Below are 19,464 nucleotides of genomic sequence, written 5' to 3'. Positions count from 1 at the left end.
AAAGCTTTTGTTGACCTGTGATCTGCAATTGTTTGCCCAAAAATAATGGGCGCCCAAGGATTTAAAACCGGGCGTAAGAACATGAGCGGAGAAACATATGCAGGCCGTCACGCTGGAGAACGATGTCATAAGGCGTTTTGCCTCCGGGCACATGTTTCCCATGGCGAAACTGGTGCTCGAAACGGCGTTTCAGCCGATTGTCGAGGCGACGACAGGCACGATTTTCGGTTATGAATCGCTGATGCGCGGCCATGACCGGCTCGGTTTTTCCAATCCGCTGGCGCTTCTCGACCAGGCTGCCGCCGATGGCGAGTTGAAGGCCTTCGAGCAGATGCTGGCGAGCCGGGCGCTGGCGAAATTTTCCACCCTGCCCGATTTCTCCTCCGCCACCCTGTTCCTCAATCTGGATGTGCGGCTGATCCCGCATGGCGACGCCATTCTCGACAAGCTCGTTGGCCATCTGGCGCGGGCGGGCATTCCCGCCTCCTCCATCTGCTTCGAGCTTTCCGAACGTTTCGACAATACCAGCGTGCCGGAATTCACGGCGCTGATTGCCCGCATGCGCAAGGAAGGCTTCAAGCTGGCCATCGACGATTTCGGCGCCGGCCATGGCGAGATGAAGCTGCTGTGCGATTTTCCGCTGGATTACCTGAAGATCGACCGGCATTTCATCACCGGAGTCGACCAATTGCCGCGCAAGCAGCACCTTGTGCGCAACATCGTCAACATCGCCCATGTTCTCGGCGTCCGGGTCATTGCGGAAGGCATCGAAACCGAAGCGGAGTTTCTGACCTGCCGCGAATTCGGCGTTGATCTGGTGCAGGGCTGGCTGATCGCGAGGCCCACGGTCTTCACCAGCGAGCTGCCGGAGAGCTTTCCCCACATCAACCGCATGGGCGTGGCGCGGCGCAGCAGCCAGACGCTGGATGAGATTCTCATTCGCCGCGAAATCGAGCGTCTTCCGACCGTCTTCGAGCATGACAGCGTCGACAGCGTCTTCGAACTGTTCCGCAGAAATCCGCAGCAGGCGTTTTTCCCGGTTCTCAACGCCAATGGCGAACCGCGCGGCGTCATCAACGAATATCACCTCAAGGAATATATCTACCGACCCTTCGGCCGCGACCTGCTCAAGAACAAGATCTACGAGCGCACCATTTCCCATTTCGTCGATCCCGCGCCGATTGTCGGTCTCGATGCGGATGCCGATCAATTGATGAACATGTTCGCCAGCATGGGCGGCAGCGCCTGCATCATCCTCACCGAAAACATGCGTTACGCCGGCATTGTTTCCGCCGCTTCGCTCATCAAGGTCATCAATGAAAAACAGCTGAAGATGGCGCAGGACCAGAACCCGCTGACGGCGCTGCCCGGCAACCGCGCGATTGGCGGTTTCATTGCCGACCGTTGCAGCGATGGCGACGAGGCGCGCTTCTTCTGCTATTGCGACTTCGATAATTTCAAACCCTTCAACGACAAATACGGCTTCAACGCTGGCGACCACGCCATCACGCTGTTTTCGGCCCTGATGCGCCGTTACTTTTTTGCCGGCGATTGTTTCCTCGGCCATATCGGCGGCGACGATTTTTTCATCGGCGTGCGTGACTGGACGGTGGAGGAGCTGACGGAAATCCTCGAGCGGCTGCTCAGCGATTTTCACGACGACGTCGCCGAACTCTATTCGGACGAGGACCGCGCCGCCGGCTGCATGAAGGGCCAGGACCGCCACGGCAATGAGCGGGACTTCGCGCTGCTGCGCTGCTCCATCGGCGTTCTGACCTTGCCGAAAGGGCTGATCATCGCCAATCCCGAGCGGATCGGCAGCGAGATCGCTGGCGTGAAGGCGGCTGCGAAGGAAAACGAAGGCGGTCTCGTCGTCCGGGTCTTCGGCGAGACAAATTGACACTCGTGACAAACGGCCTCCTTCCCTAAGCGGCGCATCTGACCTACATCTTCAGGCGACGTCGACACGTGAGGAGTTGCCCCTGGCCATGCCCGACACCAAGACCCTGCCCGAAACAATGTGCTTCATCGACCTCCCTTCCCATGGCGGCCCGGAGGTGATGCGGCTTTCGCAAGCGCCTTTGCCGAAGCCTGCAAAAGGCGAGGTTCTGGTGAAGGTCGAGGCGGCGGGCGTCAACCGGCCGGATGTGGCACAGCGGCAGGGCACCTATCCGCCGCCGACGGATGCAAGCCCGATCCTCGGCCTTGAAATCGCCGGCGAGGTGGTTGCGCTGGGTGAAGAAGTTACCGAATTCAAGCTGGGCGACAAGGTCTGCGCGCTCGCCAATGGCGGCGGTTATGCGCAATATTGCACCGTGCCGGCCGGGCAGGCCCTGCCCTTCCCGAAGGGTTACGACGCCGTCAAAGCCGCGGCTTTGCCGGAAACCTTCTTCACCGTCTGGGCCAATCTCTTCCAGATGGCGGGCCTCACCGAAGGGGAAAGCGTCCTTATCCATGGCGGCACCAGCGGCATCGGCACGACGGCCATCCAGCTTGCCAAAGCCTTCGGCGCCGAAGTCTATGCCACGGCGGGTTCTGCGGAAAAATGCGAAGCCTGCGTGAAGCTCGGCGCCAAACGGGCGATCAACTACCGTGAGGAAGATTTCGCCGCCGTCATCAAGGCCGAAACCGATGGCAAGGGCGTCGATGTCGTTCTCGACATGATTGGTGCTGCCTATTTCGAAAAGAACCTTTCGGCACTCGCCAAGGACGGCTGCCTGTCCATCATCGCCTTTCTGGGCGGCGCCGTGGCCGAAAAGGTCAATCTCACCCCCATCATGGTCAAACGCCTCACCGTCACGGGCTCCACCATGCGCCCCCGCACGGCCGACGAAAAACGCGCCATCCGCGACGACCTCGTCGCAGAGGTCTGGCCGCTCATTGAAAGCGGTCAGCTGGCACCTGTCATCAACCGGGTCTTCACGCTGGATGAGGTCGTGGAAGCGCACCGGCTGATGGAAAGCAGCAGCCATATCGGCAAGATCGTGATGCGGGTGTCGTGAGGTTTTGAGCAAGATCGTTGTTTTCATTGACAACACAGCAAAGCGTTGTCAAGAATAACAACATGAAGGCCATTCTGCTCGAAAAGACGCGCAAAGTGATCGACGAGACGGCCTTCTTTGAGGTTGTCCTGTGGCATCTGCCTGAGCCTGTTCCCGGAAGTCTTCACCCGTTCAAATATCGGCTGGCGCTGGTGATCAAAGGGGAATGTGTTCTGCGTTATGACAATGAACGCGGCAAAGGCGATCATCGTCACATGGACGGGCGTGAAGACACCATCGCCTTCACCACGCTCGAAGCCCTGTTCGATGCTTTTCAGGCGGATATGGAAAGGATTTTGTCATGACCGCACTCACCGTCCGTCTCAGCACGATCAAGGATATCAAGAGCCGCTTTGTTGCCGCCGGTAATCTGGCCATGTCTGGAAAGCCGGTGGAGGCGAAACCATCTGTCGAATTTTCCAGCTATGAGGACCTGCACCACACTCTCGCGCCGCTTCGCCTTGCCATCGTCAAGGCTCTGGCGGGACAGGGACCGCTTTCTATCCGGGAGGTTGCCCGCCGGGTCGGACGGGACGTACAGGCCGTTCATCGCGACGTGACGTCGCTCCTCCATGCGGGCATTATCGACCGGAACGAGGCTGGCATCGAGTTTCCCTATGACAGCATCCACTTCGAATTCGACGTAAAGGCCGCAGATGCGGCATAGGGGCCGGGCGTCCCCTGGAAGTAATCCCTCTTGCATTACTGACGAATCGTACTACCTTCTAGTTATGTTCAACGTATCGGAAGGAGGTGATCCAATGTCTAGTGAGATTTCGGTCTCTGGTGCAGGCAATGGAAAGGGTGTGTTTTCGACGGGGCAGCCCTCGTTGTAAAACCTCTTCTGCCTTCGGAACGTTGAGAAACAGTCCCGGGTCTGTAAACAGGACCAAACTCATGGAAGGGTCGCTTTGGCGGCCCTTTTCCGTTTTTGCTTATTGCTTCGACGATTGGGGAAATCTGCGCCTCAAGTGTCGGTGCGGCAAGCTCGATGCTCGAGGTACTCGTGACACGCCTCTTCCGTCATGCCGGGCTTGACCCGGCATCCAGCCGGCGCGCGTCTGCGCGACGAAAGGACTCCGTTCAGCCCAAAGACTTGGGCTGGCTGGATACCGGCTCAAGGCCGGTATGACGGAGAACTGGGGAGAGCGCCGGATCAGCGACCGTCAATTGCGGTCACCTCTCCCCTTATTTCTTCCCGAATACCTTCCACCGCGTCGGCCGGAAGCGCAGTTCCGCGCCCACGGCCACGGCGGCGTTGAGCGGCACCTCGATTTCGAGGTGATAGGGCTCATGGCCGTTATTGGCGATGTCGATTTCGGCGATGCGGGTGCCGGCGAGGCGGCGACAGGTGGTGACCTTGCCGTAAAGCGCGTCCTTCTCCCCGGTCAGCACCACATCTTCCGGGCGGAAGAAAAGCTCGCCCTCGCCAGAACCGCTTTCATCGAGGCCAATGCTTTCGCCCTGGAACAGCACGTGGCCGTCGCGGATCGTCACCGGCAGGCTGGAAGATTCGCCGATGAAGGAGAAGACGAAGGGGGAGTTGGGCGTGTCGTAGACGTCATCCGCCGTGCCCACCTGTTCGATCTTGCCCTGGCTCATGACGACGACGCGGTCGGCCAGTTCCAGCGCCTCTTCCTGATCGTGGGTGACGAAAACGGTGGTGTGGCCGGTGCGGTCGTGGAATTCGCGCAGCCAGCGGCGCAGTTCCTTGCGCACCTTGGCGTCGAGCGCGCCGAAGGGTTCATCGAGAAGCAGGACCTTCGGCTCGATGGCGACGGCGCGGGCGAGCGCCACGCGCTGGCGTTGACCGCCGGAAAGCTGGGTCGGATAGCGCTTTTCAAGACCGGAGAGATGCACCATGTCGAGAAGTTCGGATACGCGTTTGCGGATCTCGGCTTTCGGCGGGCGGTTGGCGGAGGGGCGCACCTTGAGGCCGAAAGCGATATTGTCGGCCACCGTCATATGGCGGAACAGCGCATAGTGCTGGAACACGAAACCGACATTGCGCTCCTGCACCGTGCGGTGGGACGCGTCCTCATCACCGAAGAAGATTTGCCCCTGCGTTGGCTGCTCGAGGCCGGCGATGAGACGCAGCAGCGTCGTCTTGCCGGAGCCGGAAGGACCGAGCAGCGCGATCAGCTCGCCGGAACGAATGTCGAGCGACACGTCGTTCAGCGCCGGAAACCGATCGAACTGCTTGGTGATGCCGGAAACTTTCACTTCCATGAAGATGCCTTTCAGTGCTTGCCGGCTGCGTTGCCCGCGCCAAAGCGTATTTCGAGAATGGTTTTGAGAATGAGCGTCACCAGCGCCAGACCGGCGAGCAGCGTCGCCACCGCAAAGGCCGCGCCCATATTGTACTCATTATAGAGTATCTCGACATGCAGCGGCATGGTGTTGGTTTCGCCGCGAATATGGCCCGAGACCACCGAGACGGCGCCGAACTCGCCCATGGCGCGGGCGTTGCAGAGCAGCACCCCGTAAAGCAGGCCCCATTTGATATTCGGCAGCGTGACATACCAGAAGGTCTGCCAGCCGGAAGCACCGAGCGAAATCGCCGCCTCCTCGTCGCCATTGCCCTGATCCTGCATCAGCGGGATCAGTTCGCGCGCGACGAAGGGAAAGGTGACGAAGATGGTGGCGAGCACGATGCCCGGCACGGCGAAGAGGATCTCGATGCCGTAGCTCTTCAGCCATGGCCCCAGCACGCTGTGGGATGAGAACAGGATGACATAGACGAGGCCCGATATGACTGGCGAGATCGAGAACGGCAGGTCGATCAGCGTGATCAGAAATGCCTTGCCCTTGAACTCGAACTTCGCAATCGCCCAGGCGGCCATCACCCCGAAGATGAGGTTCAGCGGCACGGAAATGGCGGCGACGAGCAGCGTCAGGCGAATGGCGGAGAGTGCATCCGGCTCGACAATCGCCTCCCAGAAGCTTTCCGTGCCCTTGCGGAAGGCTTCGAAGAAGACCGAGACCAGCGGCAGAACCAGAAAGGCGGCGAGGAACACGAAGGCAATCGCGATCAATGCCAGCCGGGCGGTAAAGCTCTCGCTGGCGGGGTCGCGGAACGGCCGGGGGGACGTGCGGGAAGCGGTCTCAGACATAACCGTACCTCTTGCGGCTCCAGGCCTGAATGAGATTGATGAGGAACAGCATGGCGAACGAGATGATCAGCATGATGGTGGCGATGCCGGTCGCGGCCGCATAATTGAATTCTTCCAGCCGGATGACGATGAGAAGCGGCGCGATTTCCGAGACATACGGAATATTGCCGGCGATGAAGATGACCGAGCCATATTCGCCCACACCACGCGCGAAGGCGAGCGCAAAACCCGTGAGGATGGCGGGTGTGAGGCTCGGCAGCAGAACGCGGGTGATGGTCTGGAAACGGTTGGCGCCAAGCGTTGCCGCGACTTCTTCCACCTGCCGGTCGATTTCTTCCATGACCGGCTGCACGGTGCGCACAACAAAGGGCAGGCCGATGAAGATCAGCGCGATGACGATGCCGGTCGGCGTGAAGGCGATCTTGATGCCGAAGGGTTCGAACAGCGAACCGACCCAGCCGCGATTGGCGTAAAGCGTGGTCAGCGCGATACCGGCGACCGCCGTTGGCAGGGCGAAAGGCAGATCGACGATGGCATCGACGAAGCGGCGGCCGGGAAAACGGTAACGCGTCAGCACCCAGGCGACGATGACACCGAAGACCGCGTTGACCAGCGCGGCAAGAAATGCCGTTCCGAAACTGACACGCAGCGCATTCAGCGTGCGGCTATCCGTGGCTATCGCAATGAAATCAGAAAAACCCAGTTTCGCCGTGGACCAGACAAGGCCGCCAAGCGGAATAAGAATGATGAGAAACAGATAGGTCACTGTGTAACCAAGCGTCAGGCCGAAGCCCGGTATGACGCTCGACTGCCGCCATTTCCACCTGTTTCCGGAAGTATTATTGCTCATCAAGGCTCCGGATAATCTTTAGTTTGGCGCATTTCCGGACAGGAAACCGGGGTCCACTTTTCCTGGAAATGCTCTCTGGGAGCCGGTGTTCCCCGGCGTTTATTATAAAGTATCGACCGGCACTGTGTCCGGTCGATCGATTTTTCGTTTCGCTTGTCCCAGCGGACGGACGATCGCTTTTCAGCCTATCATCCGCTTACTTTGCGGGCTTGTAAATCTGGTCGAAGATGCCGCCGTCACCAAAATGTTCAGGCTGCGCCTTGGCCCAACCGCCGAACTGCGGGTCGTCGATGGTGACGAGCTTGATGTCGGGCAGCTGCTTGAGCAGATCCTTGGAGACCACGGCGGGGTTCGACGGGCGGTAGAAGTGCTTCGCCGCGATATTCTGGCCCTCGTCGGAATAGAGATATTGCAGATAGGCTTCCGCCGCCTTGCGGGTGCCCTTGGCATCGACATTGGCGTCCACCACGGCGACCGGCGGTTCGGCAAGGATCGAGATCGGCGGCACGACGATATCGAAGGCGTCAGCGCCGAATTCCTGACCGGCGAGATAGGCCTCGTTTTCCCAGGCGAGCAGCACATCGCCGATCTGGCGCTGGGCGAAGGTGACCGTGGAGCCGCGCGCGCCGGTGTCGAGAACCGGGGCGCGCTTGTAGAGCTCACCGACATAGGCCTTGATCTTGTCCTTGTCGCCCTTGAACTCTTCATTCGCCCAGGCCCAGGCCGCCAGATAGTTCCAGCGCGCGCCGCCCGATGTTTTCGGGTTCGGCGTCACGATCTGCACGTCGCCCTTCACCAGATCGCCCCAGTTATGGATGCCCTTGGGGTTACCCTTGCGGACCAGGAAGACGATGGTGGAGGTGTAAGGCGAGGAATTATGCGGCAGGCGGGTGCGCCAGTCCTTGTTGATCTTGCCGGAGTTCTGGACGATGGCGTCGATATCGCTCTGCAGCGCCAGCGTCACGACGTCCGCCTCCAGACCGTCGATGACCGAACGCGCCTGCTTGCCGGAGCCGCCATGCGACTGCTGGATGGTGACGTCCTCGCCGGTGTCGGCCTTCCACTTCTTGGCGAAAGCTTCGTTGAAGTCCTTGTAGAGTTCACGGGTCGGATCGTAGGACACGTTTAGCAGCTTGGTCTGCGCGGCGGCCGAGCCAGCTGCGCCAAGTGCCAGTGAGAGGCTAAGCGCAACAACGCTCAAACCGGACAGAAGCTTGGACATCGGTATTCCCTCCTGATTGCGATGGCTTAACTCTACCGGTTGAGTAGAGTTGGTCAATGAGGCCGAATACGATCGAAAAAGTGTTTCCCGAGAGCGTTTTCCCGGGCAACAAATACAGCGCAGCATAAGCGAAAGGCGCAACAAGCGTCGTGTAAAACTTTGCTGAATGCAAAACCGTTTCACATTTTTGACGATTTTTTGCGCTGGCGGCGAAAAATATTATGGGGTTTTAGACGATTTTTTCGTCTGAGCGGTCCGAGGGGATGGGGGGATACATCGTCGCCCAAGTCCGTCGGTTCGGCAGGCTCAAGCTCCCGGTTGTCGCGACGTGCGCTCTCCCGCCCTCATTCCTGTGCTTGTCACAGGAATGAGGGTTGGAGGGGCTGTACTGCACACCTATTGCGCCGAGTGGCTAGGCCGTCAAAAGCTCGGGCACTTCGACACCCGCCACGGCATCGGCGATGGTGGTGTTGAAAAGGATGTTGCGGGTGGCATCGGCCACGCGGGCAAAGACGTGGCGGATCTCGCACTGCTTCTCGCCGTCGCAATCCTCGCAGCGGCGATAGGCGGTCTGCGACAGGCAGGGCAAGGGGGCAAGCGGCCCGTCGATGAGGCGCAGCACCTCGCCGAAGGTGATATCCGCGGCCGTGCGCGCCAAGAGATAACCGCCCTGCTTGCCGCGCCGGCTTTCGACAAGGCGTTCCTTCTTCATTTCGAGAAGGATCTGTTCCAGAAACTTTTTCGGAATGGCCTGTTCGCGGGCGATGTCGGAAATCTGCACAGGACAGGCCCCGTCGGCCTTGGCCAGCGAAAGGAGCGCCCTCAGCGCATATTTTGCCTTCTGCGAAATCATCGTAAAACCAGTAGACCGCAAGCCCGGAAACCCGGCAATTCCGGCTTAGCGCAGAAGTTGTCACAATTCAAATCCAAGCTGCGAAGAAGGTGAACGGGTATCTTTTGCTCATACCCTGCGCGCGTGAGGCATTTTTGCTCTCAAGTGCAGCGCACAAAGACTGTCATTTCTGTTCCAAAGGCCGGATTTCAACAATAATCGGCCATGGAAATCCCGGACGTGACAATGACGATCAATTCAGCAAATGCCTCTGCCGATGCCGCTTCCCTCGATGCCACGCTTGCCGGGCTCGATCTGGCGGGTCGGCTTTCGTTTATCGCCGGCCTCGGCGGGCGGGCGGTCTTCACCACCAGCCTCGGCATCGAGGATCAGGTCATTACGGCCGCCATCGGCACGCATCGCCTGCCGATCGACGTCGTGACGCTCGAAACCGGCCGGCTGTTCAAGGAAACCGTCGATCTCATCGATGAGACCGAAGAGCGTTTCGGTATCGAAATCCGCCGCTTCCGTCCTGAGCAGGACGATATCGACGCCTATGCCGAAAAATACGGTCTGAACGGTTTTTACGAAAGCGTCGAAGCCCGTCACGCCTGCTGTCATGTCAGAAAGCTGATCCCGCTCGGCAAGGCGCTGGAAGGCGCCGCCTTCTGGATCACCGGCCTCAGACGCGGCCAGTCGGGCAATCGCGCCACGACGCCTTTCGCCGAGTTCGATGCGGAGCGCAATCTCATCAAGATCAATCCCCTGGCTGACTGGGACATCGACCTCATCCGGGCGCATGTCGCCCAGGAGAACATTCCCGTCAATCCGTTGCATCAGCGCGGTTACCCCTCCATTGGCTGCGAGCCGTGTACGCGCGCCATCAAGCCCGGCGAGCCTGAGCGCGCCGGACGATGGTGGTGGGAAAACGACGAGAAGCGCGAATGCGGTCTTCACGTCGCCGGTGCGGAGCAGACATCCGCCGTTTCCGCCATCCCGCAACGATAATCATTCAGTACATTCCCGGAGTTCACAATGTCCAACGCAGTCCACGAGACGGACAGCAAGAATACTGTCGCATCCAAGCCGCCGCTCGATCCCCATCTGAAGGCGCTTGAAAACGAAGCTATTCATATTTTCCGCGAAGTCGCCGCCGAATTCGACAAGCCCGTGATGCTCTATTCCATCGGCAAGGATTCATCCGTGCTGCTGCATCTCGCGCGCAAGGCGTTTTTCCCCGGACGCATTCCCTTCCCGCTGCTGCACGTCAATACCGGCTGGAAATTCAAGGAAATGATCGAATTCCGCGACAATATCGTCAAGGAATACGATCTCGACCTGATTTCCTACACCAACCCGCGCGGTGCGAGCGAAAACGTAACGCCCTTCACCCACGGTTCGGCGCTTTACACCGACATCATGAAGACCGAAGCGCTGCGCCAGGCGCTGGATGCCGGCCAGTTCGACGCGGCCTTCGGCGGCGCGCGCCGCGATGAGGAGGCGAGCCGCGCCAAGGAGCGCATCTATTCCTTCCGCACGCCCGATCACAAATGGGACCCGCGCAACCAGCGCCCGGAACTGTGGAACATCTATAACGGCATGGTCCGCAAGGGCGAAAGCGTGCGCGCCTTCCCGCTCTCCAACTGGACCGAAGTGGATATCTGGCGTTACATCGAGGCGGAAAACATTCCGCTAGTGCCGCTCTATTACGCCGCCGAGCGCCCATATGTCGAACGCGACGGTATGATGATCCTTGCCGAAGACGAGCGGCTGGAACTGCTGCCCGGCGAAGAGATCAAGCATGGCTCGATCCGCTTCCGCACGCTCGGCTGCTTCCCGCTGACCGGCGCCATCCGTTCCGAGGCGGCGACGCTTCAGGAGGTCATCGCAGAGCTTGAGATCGCCACCGTTTCCGAACGGCAGGGCCGCGCGATTGACCGCGACCAATCCGGCTCGATGGAGAAAAAGAAGCGCGAGGGGTATTTCTGATGAGCACTGCCGCCGCCAACACCCCCTCCTCTTCCGCAACCATTCTGCCCTTCGCCGAGCATTCGAAGGCGGCGCGCGATACGCGCCCCTTACGTCTCATCACCTGCGGCAGCGTGGATGACGGCAAGTCGACCCTGATCGGCCGTCTTCTCTGGGACACCAAGGCCGTCAAGGAAGACCAGGCCGCGACGCTCCACCGCGACAGCGGCAAGCAGAACGATCTCGGCCTGCCCGATTTCGCGCTGCTGCTCGACGGCCTTCAGGCGGAGCGCGAACAGGGCATCACCATCGATGTCGCCTATCGTTATTTCGCCACCGACCGGCGCGCCTTCATCGTGGCCGACACCCCCGGCCACGAGCAATATACCCGCAACATGGCGACCGGCGCTTCGACGGCCGATCTCGCCGTGCTGCTCGTCGATGCGCGCACCGGCATTCTGGAACAGACACGCCGCCACGCCACCATTGCGGCGCTGATGGGCATCCGGCAATTTGTGCTGGCCGTCAACAAGATCGACCTGACGCATTACGACAAGGCCGGTTTCGAGCTAATCGCCCATGAATTCCGCGATTTCGCGTCCAATCTCGGCATCAAGCAGATCACCGCCATTCCGATGTCGGCGCTGAAGGGTGAAAACGTCGTTCTCTCCGGCAAGGCCTCCATGCCCTGGTATGAAGGCCCGACGCTGGTGGAGACGCTGGAGCTTGCCACGGTGCGCTCCGCGCAATCCGGCGGCTTCCGCCTGCCCGTACAGCGCGTCTCGCGCCCCGGTGAAAGCTTCCGTGGCTATCAGGGCACGGTTGCCGGCGGTTCGGTAAAGCCGGGCGACAGCGTCGTCGTCCTGCCTTCCGGCATGGTCGCGAACGTCAAGCAGATCGTCACCTTCGATCTGGTGCGCAACGCCGCCGTGGCGGGCGATGCGGTCACGCTCGTCCTCGACCGTCAGGTGGATGTGTCGCGCGGCGACATGATCGTCTCCATCGAGGCGCAGCCGCAGACCGGCCTTGCCTTCGATGCCCAGATCGTGGCGTTGCAGCCGGGCGGCATCGAGGCAGGCAAGCGCTACTGGCTGAAAAGCGGCAGCCGCCGCCAGCGCGTCAGCGTGCAGCCCGTCAGCCAGCTGAACCTGAAGGAAGGCGAATGGCAGGCGCATGAAACCTCGCTGCCGATGAACGCCATCGGCAAGGTGCGGCTTTCCTTCGACGAGACGGCGATCTTCGATCCCTATGAACAGAACCGCTCAACCGGGTCCTTCATTCTGATCGACCCCGACACCAACAACACGGTTGCGGGCGGCATGATCGCCGGCAAGCGCAGCGTCGGTGCGACGGAAGAAAAGGGCGACCGGGTCATTCTCTCGCTGCCCGCCGATCTCGCCGAAAAGCTGCTGGCCAGCGAACTCCTCGCCAAGCACCGCGACGAGATCGACATCCGCCGCACGGACGGCGCAACGGCCGCGCGGCTGATCGGCGATCTGGGCTGACACGCACCCCCTCAAACAGACAAAAGGCGACCGTCAAAGCGGTCGCCTTTTTCGTTTCAGAGCCTCTTCCGTGTCAGAGACTGCGGATGGCTTAAAACACAAACATATAAAGCAGAATGATCACGAAGATCGGAACGCCCATAGCCCACAATGCGATACCCTTCAGCATGCTATCCTCCATTGTTGTATGGTTAGATAACGGCTGAGGCGGCTTTCCGATCCATGCCGCTCTCCTGATTTTTACGGGTTGTTTCTCGGCGGCATAAAAAGCTGTTTGTTCATTCGACGTTCATGCACGAAAGACGAATTTGCATGCGGTCGCTCCGCCAAGCGGCCCAACAGAGGCTCGTTGTTTGAAAAAGCAGCGGGCCTCTTTTTGATCGCGATAAGTTGATCGCGAGGATGCCCTTGAAATTCAGGGCCCATGACGGTGATGGATAACTTCTTGGATTGTGAAGAAGAATTGAGGCTTCTAAGACGATTCCTGTCGCGCGTCCCCTGAAACAGGCCGCGACATTGAGGCCTGGCGCTTGGCGGAGCGACGGGCCTCTTTTGTTGGGGTGCCCGGTGGCGACAACAAAAGCCCGGCGAAGCGATCCATCTGCTGTTTGACGGCGACGATTCGCATCCGTGAGCGGATGCGGAAAGAAACACTCTCTCCCAAAACGCATACCGGTTGAAGAACGGCGATTTGAACGCAGTTATTCGCCCCAGCACCCTGATTTTCAGGCGCGAGCGGCGAATGCAGTCCAGCCGGCACAGGTTTTCACAGGTCCGGTTTCGGTGCGAGATTTCGATCTTGGAATTTTCGGGATGAGTTGCAAGCCGCTGTATCTATTGGGCTTCAAGCTGGTCGGAGTGAGAGGATTCGAACCTCCGACCCCCACGTCCCGAACGTGGTGCGCTACCAGACTGCGCTACACTCCGTGACCAGCGGCGCTTCTATAGACCAGCCTCCGGCATTCGACAAGCGGCTTATTGCATTTTTTGTGACAAGTTTTTCCCATCTGTTGAAACAACCCTGCCAGGGGCCTGTGGCACCGGCTGGACGGCCTCAAAACGTTACAAAAAAGCAATTGTGGCAGGAAATTTTCATCGAGCCGCACACCTCCCCTGCCCGCCGTCTCCAAATCTGCTAGGGGAACGGAATGACCGGCGGGAAGCCGGACACGGCACAAAGGACATTTCACCATGCTATCTCGCAGCGTAACGCTTGCAGCGTTTGCCATTGCGCTCTCGGCCTGCACCACTTCCACGGGCGGTTCCACCCCCTCTTTCACCCAGAAGAGCCCCGTTGAGACCCGCTGGGTCGGCCAGTCCGCAGGCATTTTCTTCGCAAAATTCGGCCCGCCGCTCAGCGATACGGAAACCGGCAGCTCCACCGTCTATAACTGGCGCGGCGGCTACAGAAAGGCCACCATTCCGGCCAGGTTCGAAGAAGGCAAGGATGGCAAGAAAGGTCGCCAGATCTCGCCCGCCCGCACCGCCTCGCTCTCCTGCACGGTGCAGCTCGTCGTTTCCAGCGATTACAAGATTACCGCGGTGCGCACGGTTTCCGACCGCCCCGGTATCAACGGCCCGAGCTATTGCGCGGAATTCCTCGCCGCAGACTGATCTTCGGCCACAGGCCAGACGCAGCAAGGCCCGCCCGAACCGGCGGGCCTTTTCACTTTTTCGGAATTATTGTCATTTTTGTGAAAAAAATTTTGCCTATAGCCGCACCCCGCGACCCGGAACGCGCCGAAAACAGCGTTATATCCGCCTTTCCGCGATATCCCGCTCACAGAACCCTTTCAACCGTTTGAAAGCGTCGGCTAATCTTCGCCGTCATAAAAATGACGATCGGCAAAACCGCAAAATTGGCCGTTGCGACCATATGTCCCTGCAAAATCCGTGCAAAACTGCTTGAACTGGAGTGAAAGAGTCCGGGTTGTGCCGGTTTGCGCTTTGCTGTAACGGGGCGAACGGGAGGAATGTTTTTAACACAAAACAAGAATCAGGTATGGCCGTGACTCCCATCGATCAAGACAAATCCCAGCTCACTGATCTTTCCCAGGAAACATCCCTTTCCAACGCATTTCCCATGAACCGCCGACAGGTTCTGGGCGGCGCGCTTGCCGGCATTGCCGCAGCGGCGCTGCCAGTTACACCTCTTCTCGCCAACACGGCTGCCAAGAAGGTCGATGTGCTTTTGATCGGCGGCGGCATCATGAGCGCGACGCTCGGTGTTTGGCTGCGTGAACTCGAGCCCACCTGGTCGATGCAGATGCTGGAGCGGCTGGATGGCGTGGCGCTTGAAAGCTCGAACGGCTGGAACAATGCCGGCACCGGCCATTCGGCGCTTGCCGAACTCAACTACACGCCGGAAGACGACAACGGCAACATCAAGATCACCCAGGCCGTCAACATCAACGAATCCTTTCAGATTTCCCGGCAATTCTGGGCATGGCAGGTGCGCAACGGCGTTTTGAAGAACCCACGTTCCTTCATCAACCACACGCCGCATATGAGCTTCGTCTGGGGTGACGAGAACGTCGCCTATCTGGAAAAGCGCTATCAGGCGCTCAAAGCCAGCCCGCTTTTCGCCGGCATGGAATATTCCACCGATCCCGAGCAGATCAAGAAGTGGGTGCCGCTGATGATGGAAGGCCGCGATCCTTCCCAGAAGATCGGCGCGACCTGGTCGCCGCTCGGCACCGACATGGAATTCGGCGAAATCACCCGGCAATTCGTCTCCCATCTGCAGGGCGACCAGAATTTCGACCTTCAGGTCAATAGCGAAGTCTCTGACATCCAGCGTAATGCCGATGGCAGCTGGCGCGTGACCTATACCAACACCAAGACCGATGCCGAACAGGTGGTGGATGCGAAATTCGTGTTCATCGGCGCAGGCGGCGGCGCGCTGCATCTGTTGCAGATGTCCGGCATTCCGGAAGCTGACGATTATGCCGGCTTCCCCGTGGGCGGCTCGTTCCTCATCAACGAGAACCCCGACGTGACGATGCAGCATCTGGCCAAGGCTTACGGCAAGGCCTCGGTCGGCTCGCCGCCCATGTCGGTGCCGCATCTCGATACCCGCGTGCTGGGCGGCAAGCGCGTCATCCTGTTCGGACCTTTCGCCACCTTCTCCACCAAGTTCCTGAAGGAAGGTTCCTATTTCGATCTCGTCTCCTCCGTCACCACCAGCAATGCCTGGCCGATGGTGCGTGTGGGCATCGATGAATATCCGCTGGTGGAATATCTCGCCGGCCAGCTGATGATGTCGGATGACGACCGTTTTGCCGCGCTGAAGGAATATTTCCCGAATGCCAAGCAGGGCGAATGGCGCCTGTGGCAGGCCGGCCAGCGCGTGCAGATCATCAAGCGCGACGAAGAAAAGGGCGGCGTGCTACGGCTCGGCACCGAAGTCGTCGCCGCCAAGGACGGCAGCATCGCCGGCCTGCTCGGCGCCTCGCCGGGTGCTTCCACCGCCGCCCCGATCATGCTCAGCGTTCTGGAAAAGGTCTTCAAGGACAAGGTGGCAACACCGGAATGGCAGGCCAAGATCCGCCAGATCGTGCCGAGCTACGGTACGAAGCTCAATGACGACCCGGAAAAGGTGCAGCAGGAATGGGCCTATACCGCCGAGCACCTGCAGCTGCCCACCCCTCCGCAGATCGACCTTGAGGCACTGAAGGGCGCCGGTGCGGCGCCTGCGGGCGCGCCGATGAAGAAGGTGCCGGATATCGCGCTTTAAGGCTTGGCTGCGATTTTGGATTGGACGCCGCGTGTCTCTGGATGCGCGGCGTTTTTTGTTGATGCACGCCTTTCCCGCACTCACCCTTGGGCTTGCCCCGAGAATGACGGAGGACAGGTTTTCGCGCTCAACGGTATCCTGGGTTATAGCGTGGCGTGGTAAGCCGACCATCATCGGATGACGGTCAGGTCACCTTCGGATACCGTTGGAGCGTTACGAGGGGACGCCTGTGGCTTCTGCTGTTTTTCGCTGAGCCCCCGAACTTCTCCTGAAGTTTCCTTGCATGGTCTCAAGCACGGAGTGAAGATGGGCGGCGCGGAAGACGAGCTTAGCGCCGCGCAATCGCAATCAGGACTTCATGTTCAGCAACTCAGGAAAATTATAGTAACGCAATCGCTTGTCGCGGCAGCGGTAGTCATTCTTTGACGCGTCCACGCTCACATTCTGGTACAAGGCTATGCCAATATACGACCAATTGGGATTGGAACGTTCTGCTGTCCGCGTGCAAAAAGCGTAAATCTGCTTTGCGGGATCGAGCAACACTACGCTCGAAATCTCGGCTTTCGTGAAATCCCCGGGTTTAATGGTTCCGCGCAGGACGCCCACATAGTCCCGTTTAATCGATCTGGTAGGAGGACGCTGCGAATCCAAAACAGATTGTGGTGCCGGTGTCTGGCAGCCAGCCAGCGTCATCACTGCTGCACAGAGTAGTAAAGTCGTCTTCATTCAATTAAATCCCCAAAAGGCAAGGCATAAGACGCACACCATATCCTACGAATATTGCGATAATATTCGCAACGCACAGGTATCCACAGCCGATAGTATCAAGGTCACTCTTCGGTAGTCCGGGCAATAACCATTTATCAATGAGGTTGCGGCGCGCGCTTCCAGCTTCCTCACCTCCGATGATGACGCCGCTAGCTGCTTGGCAGAAAGTGGGCGACTATCACTCACGCAACATAGGTGGTCGAAAGAGTTCAAATCTTGCCGCAAACGGGGTACATAGTGAGGTACTCACTGAGGTACGCATCTACGTCTAAGTCTTTTATTTAACTGCGGTAAGAAAATTTGGCTGGGGCGCCAGGAACAACTTCCAGCTTTTATATTGCCCCTGATTTCCTTTAGATTATTGTATTTATTGACATATTTTCTTAAAAGTTGTAACACACGACTGTAACACAGGGACTATCCGGGTGGAGCAGTTATGGCACGGTTAAGTTATCTTCTCAGACGCGGCGCAAGCTACTACGCACGTATCCGCGTGCCTAATGATCTTGTCGAGATCGTGGGTAAGAAGGAGCTTGTGAAAGCTCTCGGCACCAAAGACGAGCAGACCGCCAAGCGCGCATTGTGGCCGGTTGTGGAAGAATGGAATCGTCAGTTTGACGACCTCCGCGCACGCCGCGATATCACCGCCGATGATAAAGCCGTCGCGACTTGGCAGCACTATGAAGCGACTTTGAAACGCGACGACCAGCGCCGTAACGCTCTGCCGACCAGCAGCGACATAGAAGCGGAAAAAGCAAAAATCATGGAGCGCGCCAAAGCTGGCGAAATCGCGGACACCGACCCGCTGACGATATTCGATGCGACCCTTGATCTTGAAGTCCTGAAGAACGCCCGGCAGTTCGAGGAACAGACACGGCGGACGAAGTTGGACGCCCTTCAAAAACACCTTGCCGAAGGCGAAACCGCCCTTGTCGCGGCGCACGTTGACGCCTACGCCGAAGACAATCGGTTGCTTATGGATGCCAGAGACCCGGACTGGAAGGATACGGCACAACGGATGATCCGTGCCGAGATCGAGGGGTTGAAACGCACGCTTGAGCGCGACAAAGGTGACTATAGCGGCGCGCCTGCCGACCCCATAGTGAAGCCAGCAACGAACACGGCACGGGAAGCGGCGGCCCCCGGTGAATCCATCATGGAGCTTTTTGAGCTATATGCTGCCGAAAACCCTAAACAGATCACAACCGACACTCTGAATCAGGCCCGGCGCGATATCGGCAATTTTCTTGAACATGTCGGCAGCACCTGCCCTGCCCATCGAATTGACAAGAAGGCCGTCCGGGAATGGAAGGCGCTCTTGATGAAGTATCCGGTCAAGGCCACCGAGACCAAAGCCTTCGCGGGTATGAAGCTGTCACAGATCGTGAAGCACAACGAAACCGTCAAGAAGCCGGTCCTGACACCGCGCACAGTTAACCGATACCTTGCCAGCCTAGGCGCGTTCTGCAACTGGCTTGTGAATAACGGCTACCTTGATGTTAACCCGGTTGATGGCATGTCGCTGGCGAAGGACAAGAAAAAGAAAGTCTTCCCCTTCACGACCGAGCAGATGAATACCCTGTTCGCCTCTCCCCTGTTCACTGGTTGCCAGAGCGATGAAGCACCGCGCTTTTGGAGCAAACCCGGTAACGTCCTTATTCGCGATCATCGTTATTGGGTTCCGCTCGTCATGCTGTATTCAGGTGCACGCCCGGCAGAAATCGCGCAGCTTCTGGTTTCTGACGTGCGCCAAGATCACGGCCATTGGATCATGGAGATCACCGAAACCGATGACGGCGAAGAAACGGGCAAGAGCGTGAAAAACGTCGGCTCCCGTCGCGTCGTGCCGATCCACAGTGAGCTTGTCCGCCTTGGCTTCATAAAATACCACGCCAGCATGAAGAACGCTGGACAAACCCGCCTCTTTCCGAAGGCGGAACGTAACGAGCGCGGCCAGATGATTGCTGATTTCAGCCGTGAATTCGGGCGATATCTGACAAGGATCGGTCTCAAGATCGGGAGGGGTATTTCGCTCTACAGCTTCCGACATGGCGCTTTTGATGCGATGCGCAGGGCCGGATATCTTGACGAGCAGTTCGGTTACATCTTCGGCCACCAGACAGGCAACAAAGTGACACGGGGTTATGGCGTCCTTCCGCAAGGCATCTTGGAGCAGCGCGTGGAACTCGTTGAAGCGATTTCATACGCCGATCTTGACCTCTCTGCGATTTCGCCAAAGTAAACATCAATAAATTTGATATTTATCGCCATTGTCATCAATTTTATTGACTGAAAGGATTCACATCCGAATCCTATCGTGAGATAATATTCCTAAGTTAAATAGGAATGTTATCCACATGGGTTTTTGGAGCGAAGTCAAAAACAAGATTGGAATAGGGGAGCGTAAAGCTTATCTCCTGTCCGATCCT

The 19,464-nt window shown here is 58.7% G+C and carries 16 protein-coding genes and 1 tRNA gene; 10 read left to right on the top strand and 7 right to left on the bottom strand.

Features of this window, described 5'->3' with window-relative positions; all coding sequences use genetic code 11:
* The first annotated feature begins 97 nt into the window (after positions 1–97).
* The 4 genes from PH605_RS03485 (at position 98) to PH605_RS03470 (ending at position 3,708) form a co-directional block, all read left to right on the top strand.
* The gene (locus tag PH605_RS03485; protein WP_065654280.1) at positions 98–1,900 is read left to right on the top strand and encodes a GGDEF domain-containing protein; all 1,803 of its coding nucleotides are present in this window, start codon (positions 98–100) and stop codon (positions 1,898–1,900) included.
* Positions 1,901–1,988: 88 nt separating this feature from the next.
* The gene (locus PH605_RS03480; RefSeq protein WP_161987650.1) at positions 1,989–3,002 is read left to right on the top strand and encodes an NAD(P)H-quinone oxidoreductase; all 1,014 of its coding nucleotides are present in this window, start codon (positions 1,989–1,991) and stop codon (positions 3,000–3,002) included.
* A gap of 62 nt (positions 3,003–3,064) precedes the next feature.
* Positions 3,065–3,346: a toxin-antitoxin system TumE family protein gene (locus tag PH605_RS03475; protein WP_003520460.1), complete on the top strand. Its 282-nt coding sequence runs from the start codon at positions 3,065–3,067 to the stop codon at positions 3,344–3,346.
* Positions 3,343–3,708, top strand: coding sequence for an HVO_A0114 family putative DNA-binding protein (locus tag PH605_RS03470; RefSeq protein WP_142843919.1), 366 nt, complete (start codon positions 3,343–3,345; stop codon positions 3,706–3,708). Before PH605_RS03475 ends, PH605_RS03470 begins: the two co-directional genes overlap by 4 nt.
* Before the next feature lie 521 nt (positions 3,709–4,229).
* On the opposite strand, the gene PH605_RS03465 is transcribed toward PH605_RS03470, so the two are convergent.
* From PH605_RS03465 to PH605_RS03445, 5 genes are all read right to left on the bottom strand, one after another.
* A complete protein-coding gene (locus PH605_RS03465; protein ID WP_142843920.1) occupies positions 4,230–5,270 on the bottom strand; it encodes a sulfate/molybdate ABC transporter ATP-binding protein in 1,041 nt (346 codons plus the stop codon).
* 11 nt (positions 5,271–5,281) lie between these two features.
* Complete coding sequence (gene cysW, locus PH605_RS03460) at positions 5,282–6,154, bottom strand: sulfate ABC transporter permease subunit CysW (RefSeq protein ID WP_142843921.1); 873 nt, start codon at positions 6,152–6,154, stop codon at positions 5,282–5,284.
* On the bottom strand, positions 6,147–7,004 hold the full coding sequence (cysT, locus tag PH605_RS03455; RefSeq protein ID WP_003494311.1) for a sulfate ABC transporter permease subunit CysT: 858 nt from the start codon (positions 7,002–7,004) through the stop codon (positions 6,147–6,149). The genes cysW and cysT overlap by 8 nt, the downstream gene beginning before the upstream one ends.
* Positions 7,005–7,200: 196 nt before the next feature.
* Complete coding sequence (locus PH605_RS03450) at positions 7,201–8,226, bottom strand: sulfate ABC transporter substrate-binding protein (RefSeq protein WP_065654285.1); 1,026 nt, start codon at positions 8,224–8,226, stop codon at positions 7,201–7,203.
* 412 nt (positions 8,227–8,638) lie between these two features.
* Positions 8,639–9,079, bottom strand: a complete 441-nt coding sequence (locus PH605_RS03445; protein ID WP_142843922.1) for an RrF2 family transcriptional regulator — start codon at positions 9,077–9,079, stop codon at positions 8,639–8,641.
* Between the two features lie 204 nt (positions 9,080–9,283).
* Here PH605_RS03445 and PH605_RS03440 point away from each other — a divergent pair, with 204 nt between their 5' ends.
* From PH605_RS03440 to cysN, 3 genes are read left to right on the top strand one after another with little or no spacing between them, the layout of a single operon-like run.
* The gene (locus PH605_RS03440) at positions 9,284–10,066 is read left to right on the top strand and encodes a phosphoadenylyl-sulfate reductase (RefSeq protein WP_161987652.1); all 783 of its coding nucleotides are present in this window, start codon (positions 9,284–9,286) and stop codon (positions 10,064–10,066) included.
* A 27-nt stretch (positions 10,067–10,093) separates the two neighbouring features.
* On the top strand, positions 10,094–11,047 hold the full coding sequence (cysD, locus tag PH605_RS03435) for a sulfate adenylyltransferase subunit CysD (protein ID WP_003520470.1): 954 nt from the start codon (positions 10,094–10,096) through the stop codon (positions 11,045–11,047).
* Positions 11,047–12,531 carry a sulfate adenylyltransferase subunit CysN gene (gene cysN / locus PH605_RS03430; RefSeq protein ID WP_080856054.1) on the top strand — a complete coding sequence of 495 codons (1,485 nt, stop codon included), beginning with the start codon at positions 11,047–11,049 and terminating at the stop codon, positions 12,529–12,531. Before cysD ends, cysN begins: the two co-directional genes overlap by 1 nt.
* A gap of 850 nt (positions 12,532–13,381) precedes the next feature.
* On the opposite strand, the gene PH605_RS03425 is transcribed toward cysN, so the two are convergent.
* Positions 13,382–13,458: transfer RNA gene (locus PH605_RS03425), tRNA-Pro, on the bottom strand.
* A gap of 264 nt (positions 13,459–13,722) precedes the next feature.
* Between PH605_RS03425 and PH605_RS03420 the strand changes: the two genes are divergently transcribed.
* Positions 13,723–14,145, top strand: coding sequence for a hypothetical protein (locus PH605_RS03420; protein WP_003520473.1), 423 nt, complete (start codon positions 13,723–13,725; stop codon positions 14,143–14,145).
* Between the two features lie 388 nt (positions 14,146–14,533).
* The gene (gene mqo / locus PH605_RS03415; protein WP_161987655.1) at positions 14,534–16,267 is read left to right on the top strand and encodes a malate dehydrogenase (quinone); all 1,734 of its coding nucleotides are present in this window, start codon (positions 14,534–14,536) and stop codon (positions 16,265–16,267) included.
* Between the two features lie 348 nt (positions 16,268–16,615).
* Here the strand turns inward: mqo and PH605_RS03410 are convergent, their stop codons facing one another.
* Positions 16,616–16,993, bottom strand: coding sequence for a hypothetical protein (locus tag PH605_RS03410; protein ID WP_142843923.1), 378 nt, complete (start codon positions 16,991–16,993; stop codon positions 16,616–16,618).
* A 478-nt stretch (positions 16,994–17,471) separates the two neighbouring features.
* On the opposite strand from PH605_RS03410, the gene PH605_RS03405 reads away from it, so the two are divergent.
* The gene (locus tag PH605_RS03405) at positions 17,472–19,277 is read left to right on the top strand and encodes a site-specific integrase (RefSeq protein ID WP_142843924.1); all 1,806 of its coding nucleotides are present in this window, start codon (positions 17,472–17,474) and stop codon (positions 19,275–19,277) included.
* The last annotated feature ends 187 nt before the right edge of the window (positions 19,278–19,464 follow it).

The sequence above is a fragment of the Agrobacterium sp. CFBP 3001 genome (assembly GCF_027871605.1).
Lineage (GTDB): Bacteria > Pseudomonadota > Alphaproteobacteria > Rhizobiales > Rhizobiaceae > Agrobacterium > Agrobacterium leguminum.
Note: the sequence above shows the minus strand (reverse complement) of the source record. Positions and strands in the feature narration are given on the sequence as shown.

What these genes read in the sequence shown, in the direction of transcription:
- PH605_RS03485 (WP_065654280.1), top strand. Translation starts at nt 98, where the DNA reads ATGCAGGCCGTCACGCTGGAGAACGATGTCATAAGGCGTTTTGCCTCC.
- PH605_RS03480 (WP_161987650.1), top strand. Translation starts at nt 1,989, where the DNA reads ATGCCCGACACCAAGACCCTGCCCGAAACAATGTGCTTCATCGACCTC.
- PH605_RS03475 (WP_003520460.1), top strand. Translation starts at nt 3,065, where the DNA reads ATGAAGGCCATTCTGCTCGAAAAGACGCGCAAAGTGATCGACGAGACG.
- PH605_RS03470 (WP_142843919.1), top strand. Translation starts at nt 3,343, where the DNA reads ATGACCGCACTCACCGTCCGTCTCAGCACGATCAAGGATATCAAGAGC.
- PH605_RS03465 (WP_142843920.1), bottom strand. Translation starts at nt 5,270, where the DNA reads ATGGAAGTGAAAGTTTCCGGCATCACCAAGCAGTTCGATCGGTTTCCG.
- cysW (WP_142843921.1), bottom strand. Translation starts at nt 6,154, where the DNA reads ATGTCTGAGACCGCTTCCCGCACGTCCCCCCGGCCGTTCCGCGACCCC.
- cysT (WP_003494311.1), bottom strand. Translation starts at nt 7,004, where the DNA reads ATGAGCAATAATACTTCCGGAAACAGGTGGAAATGGCGGCAGTCGAGC.
- PH605_RS03450 (WP_065654285.1), bottom strand. Translation starts at nt 8,226, where the DNA reads ATGTCCAAGCTTCTGTCCGGTTTGAGCGTTGTTGCGCTTAGCCTCTCA.
- PH605_RS03445 (WP_142843922.1), bottom strand. Translation starts at nt 9,079, where the DNA reads ATGATTTCGCAGAAGGCAAAATATGCGCTGAGGGCGCTCCTTTCGCTG.
- PH605_RS03440 (WP_161987652.1), top strand. Translation starts at nt 9,284, where the DNA reads ATGGAAATCCCGGACGTGACAATGACGATCAATTCAGCAAATGCCTCT.
- cysD (WP_003520470.1), top strand. Translation starts at nt 10,094, where the DNA reads ATGTCCAACGCAGTCCACGAGACGGACAGCAAGAATACTGTCGCATCC.
- cysN (WP_080856054.1), top strand. Translation starts at nt 11,047, where the DNA reads ATGAGCACTGCCGCCGCCAACACCCCCTCCTCTTCCGCAACCATTCTG.
- PH605_RS03420 (WP_003520473.1), top strand. Translation starts at nt 13,723, where the DNA reads ATGCTATCTCGCAGCGTAACGCTTGCAGCGTTTGCCATTGCGCTCTCG.
- mqo (WP_161987655.1), top strand. Translation starts at nt 14,534, where the DNA reads ATGGCCGTGACTCCCATCGATCAAGACAAATCCCAGCTCACTGATCTT.
- PH605_RS03410 (WP_142843923.1), bottom strand. Translation starts at nt 16,993, where the DNA reads ATGAAGACGACTTTACTACTCTGTGCAGCAGTGATGACGCTGGCTGGC.
- PH605_RS03405 (WP_142843924.1), top strand. Translation starts at nt 17,472, where the DNA reads ATGGCACGGTTAAGTTATCTTCTCAGACGCGGCGCAAGCTACTACGCA.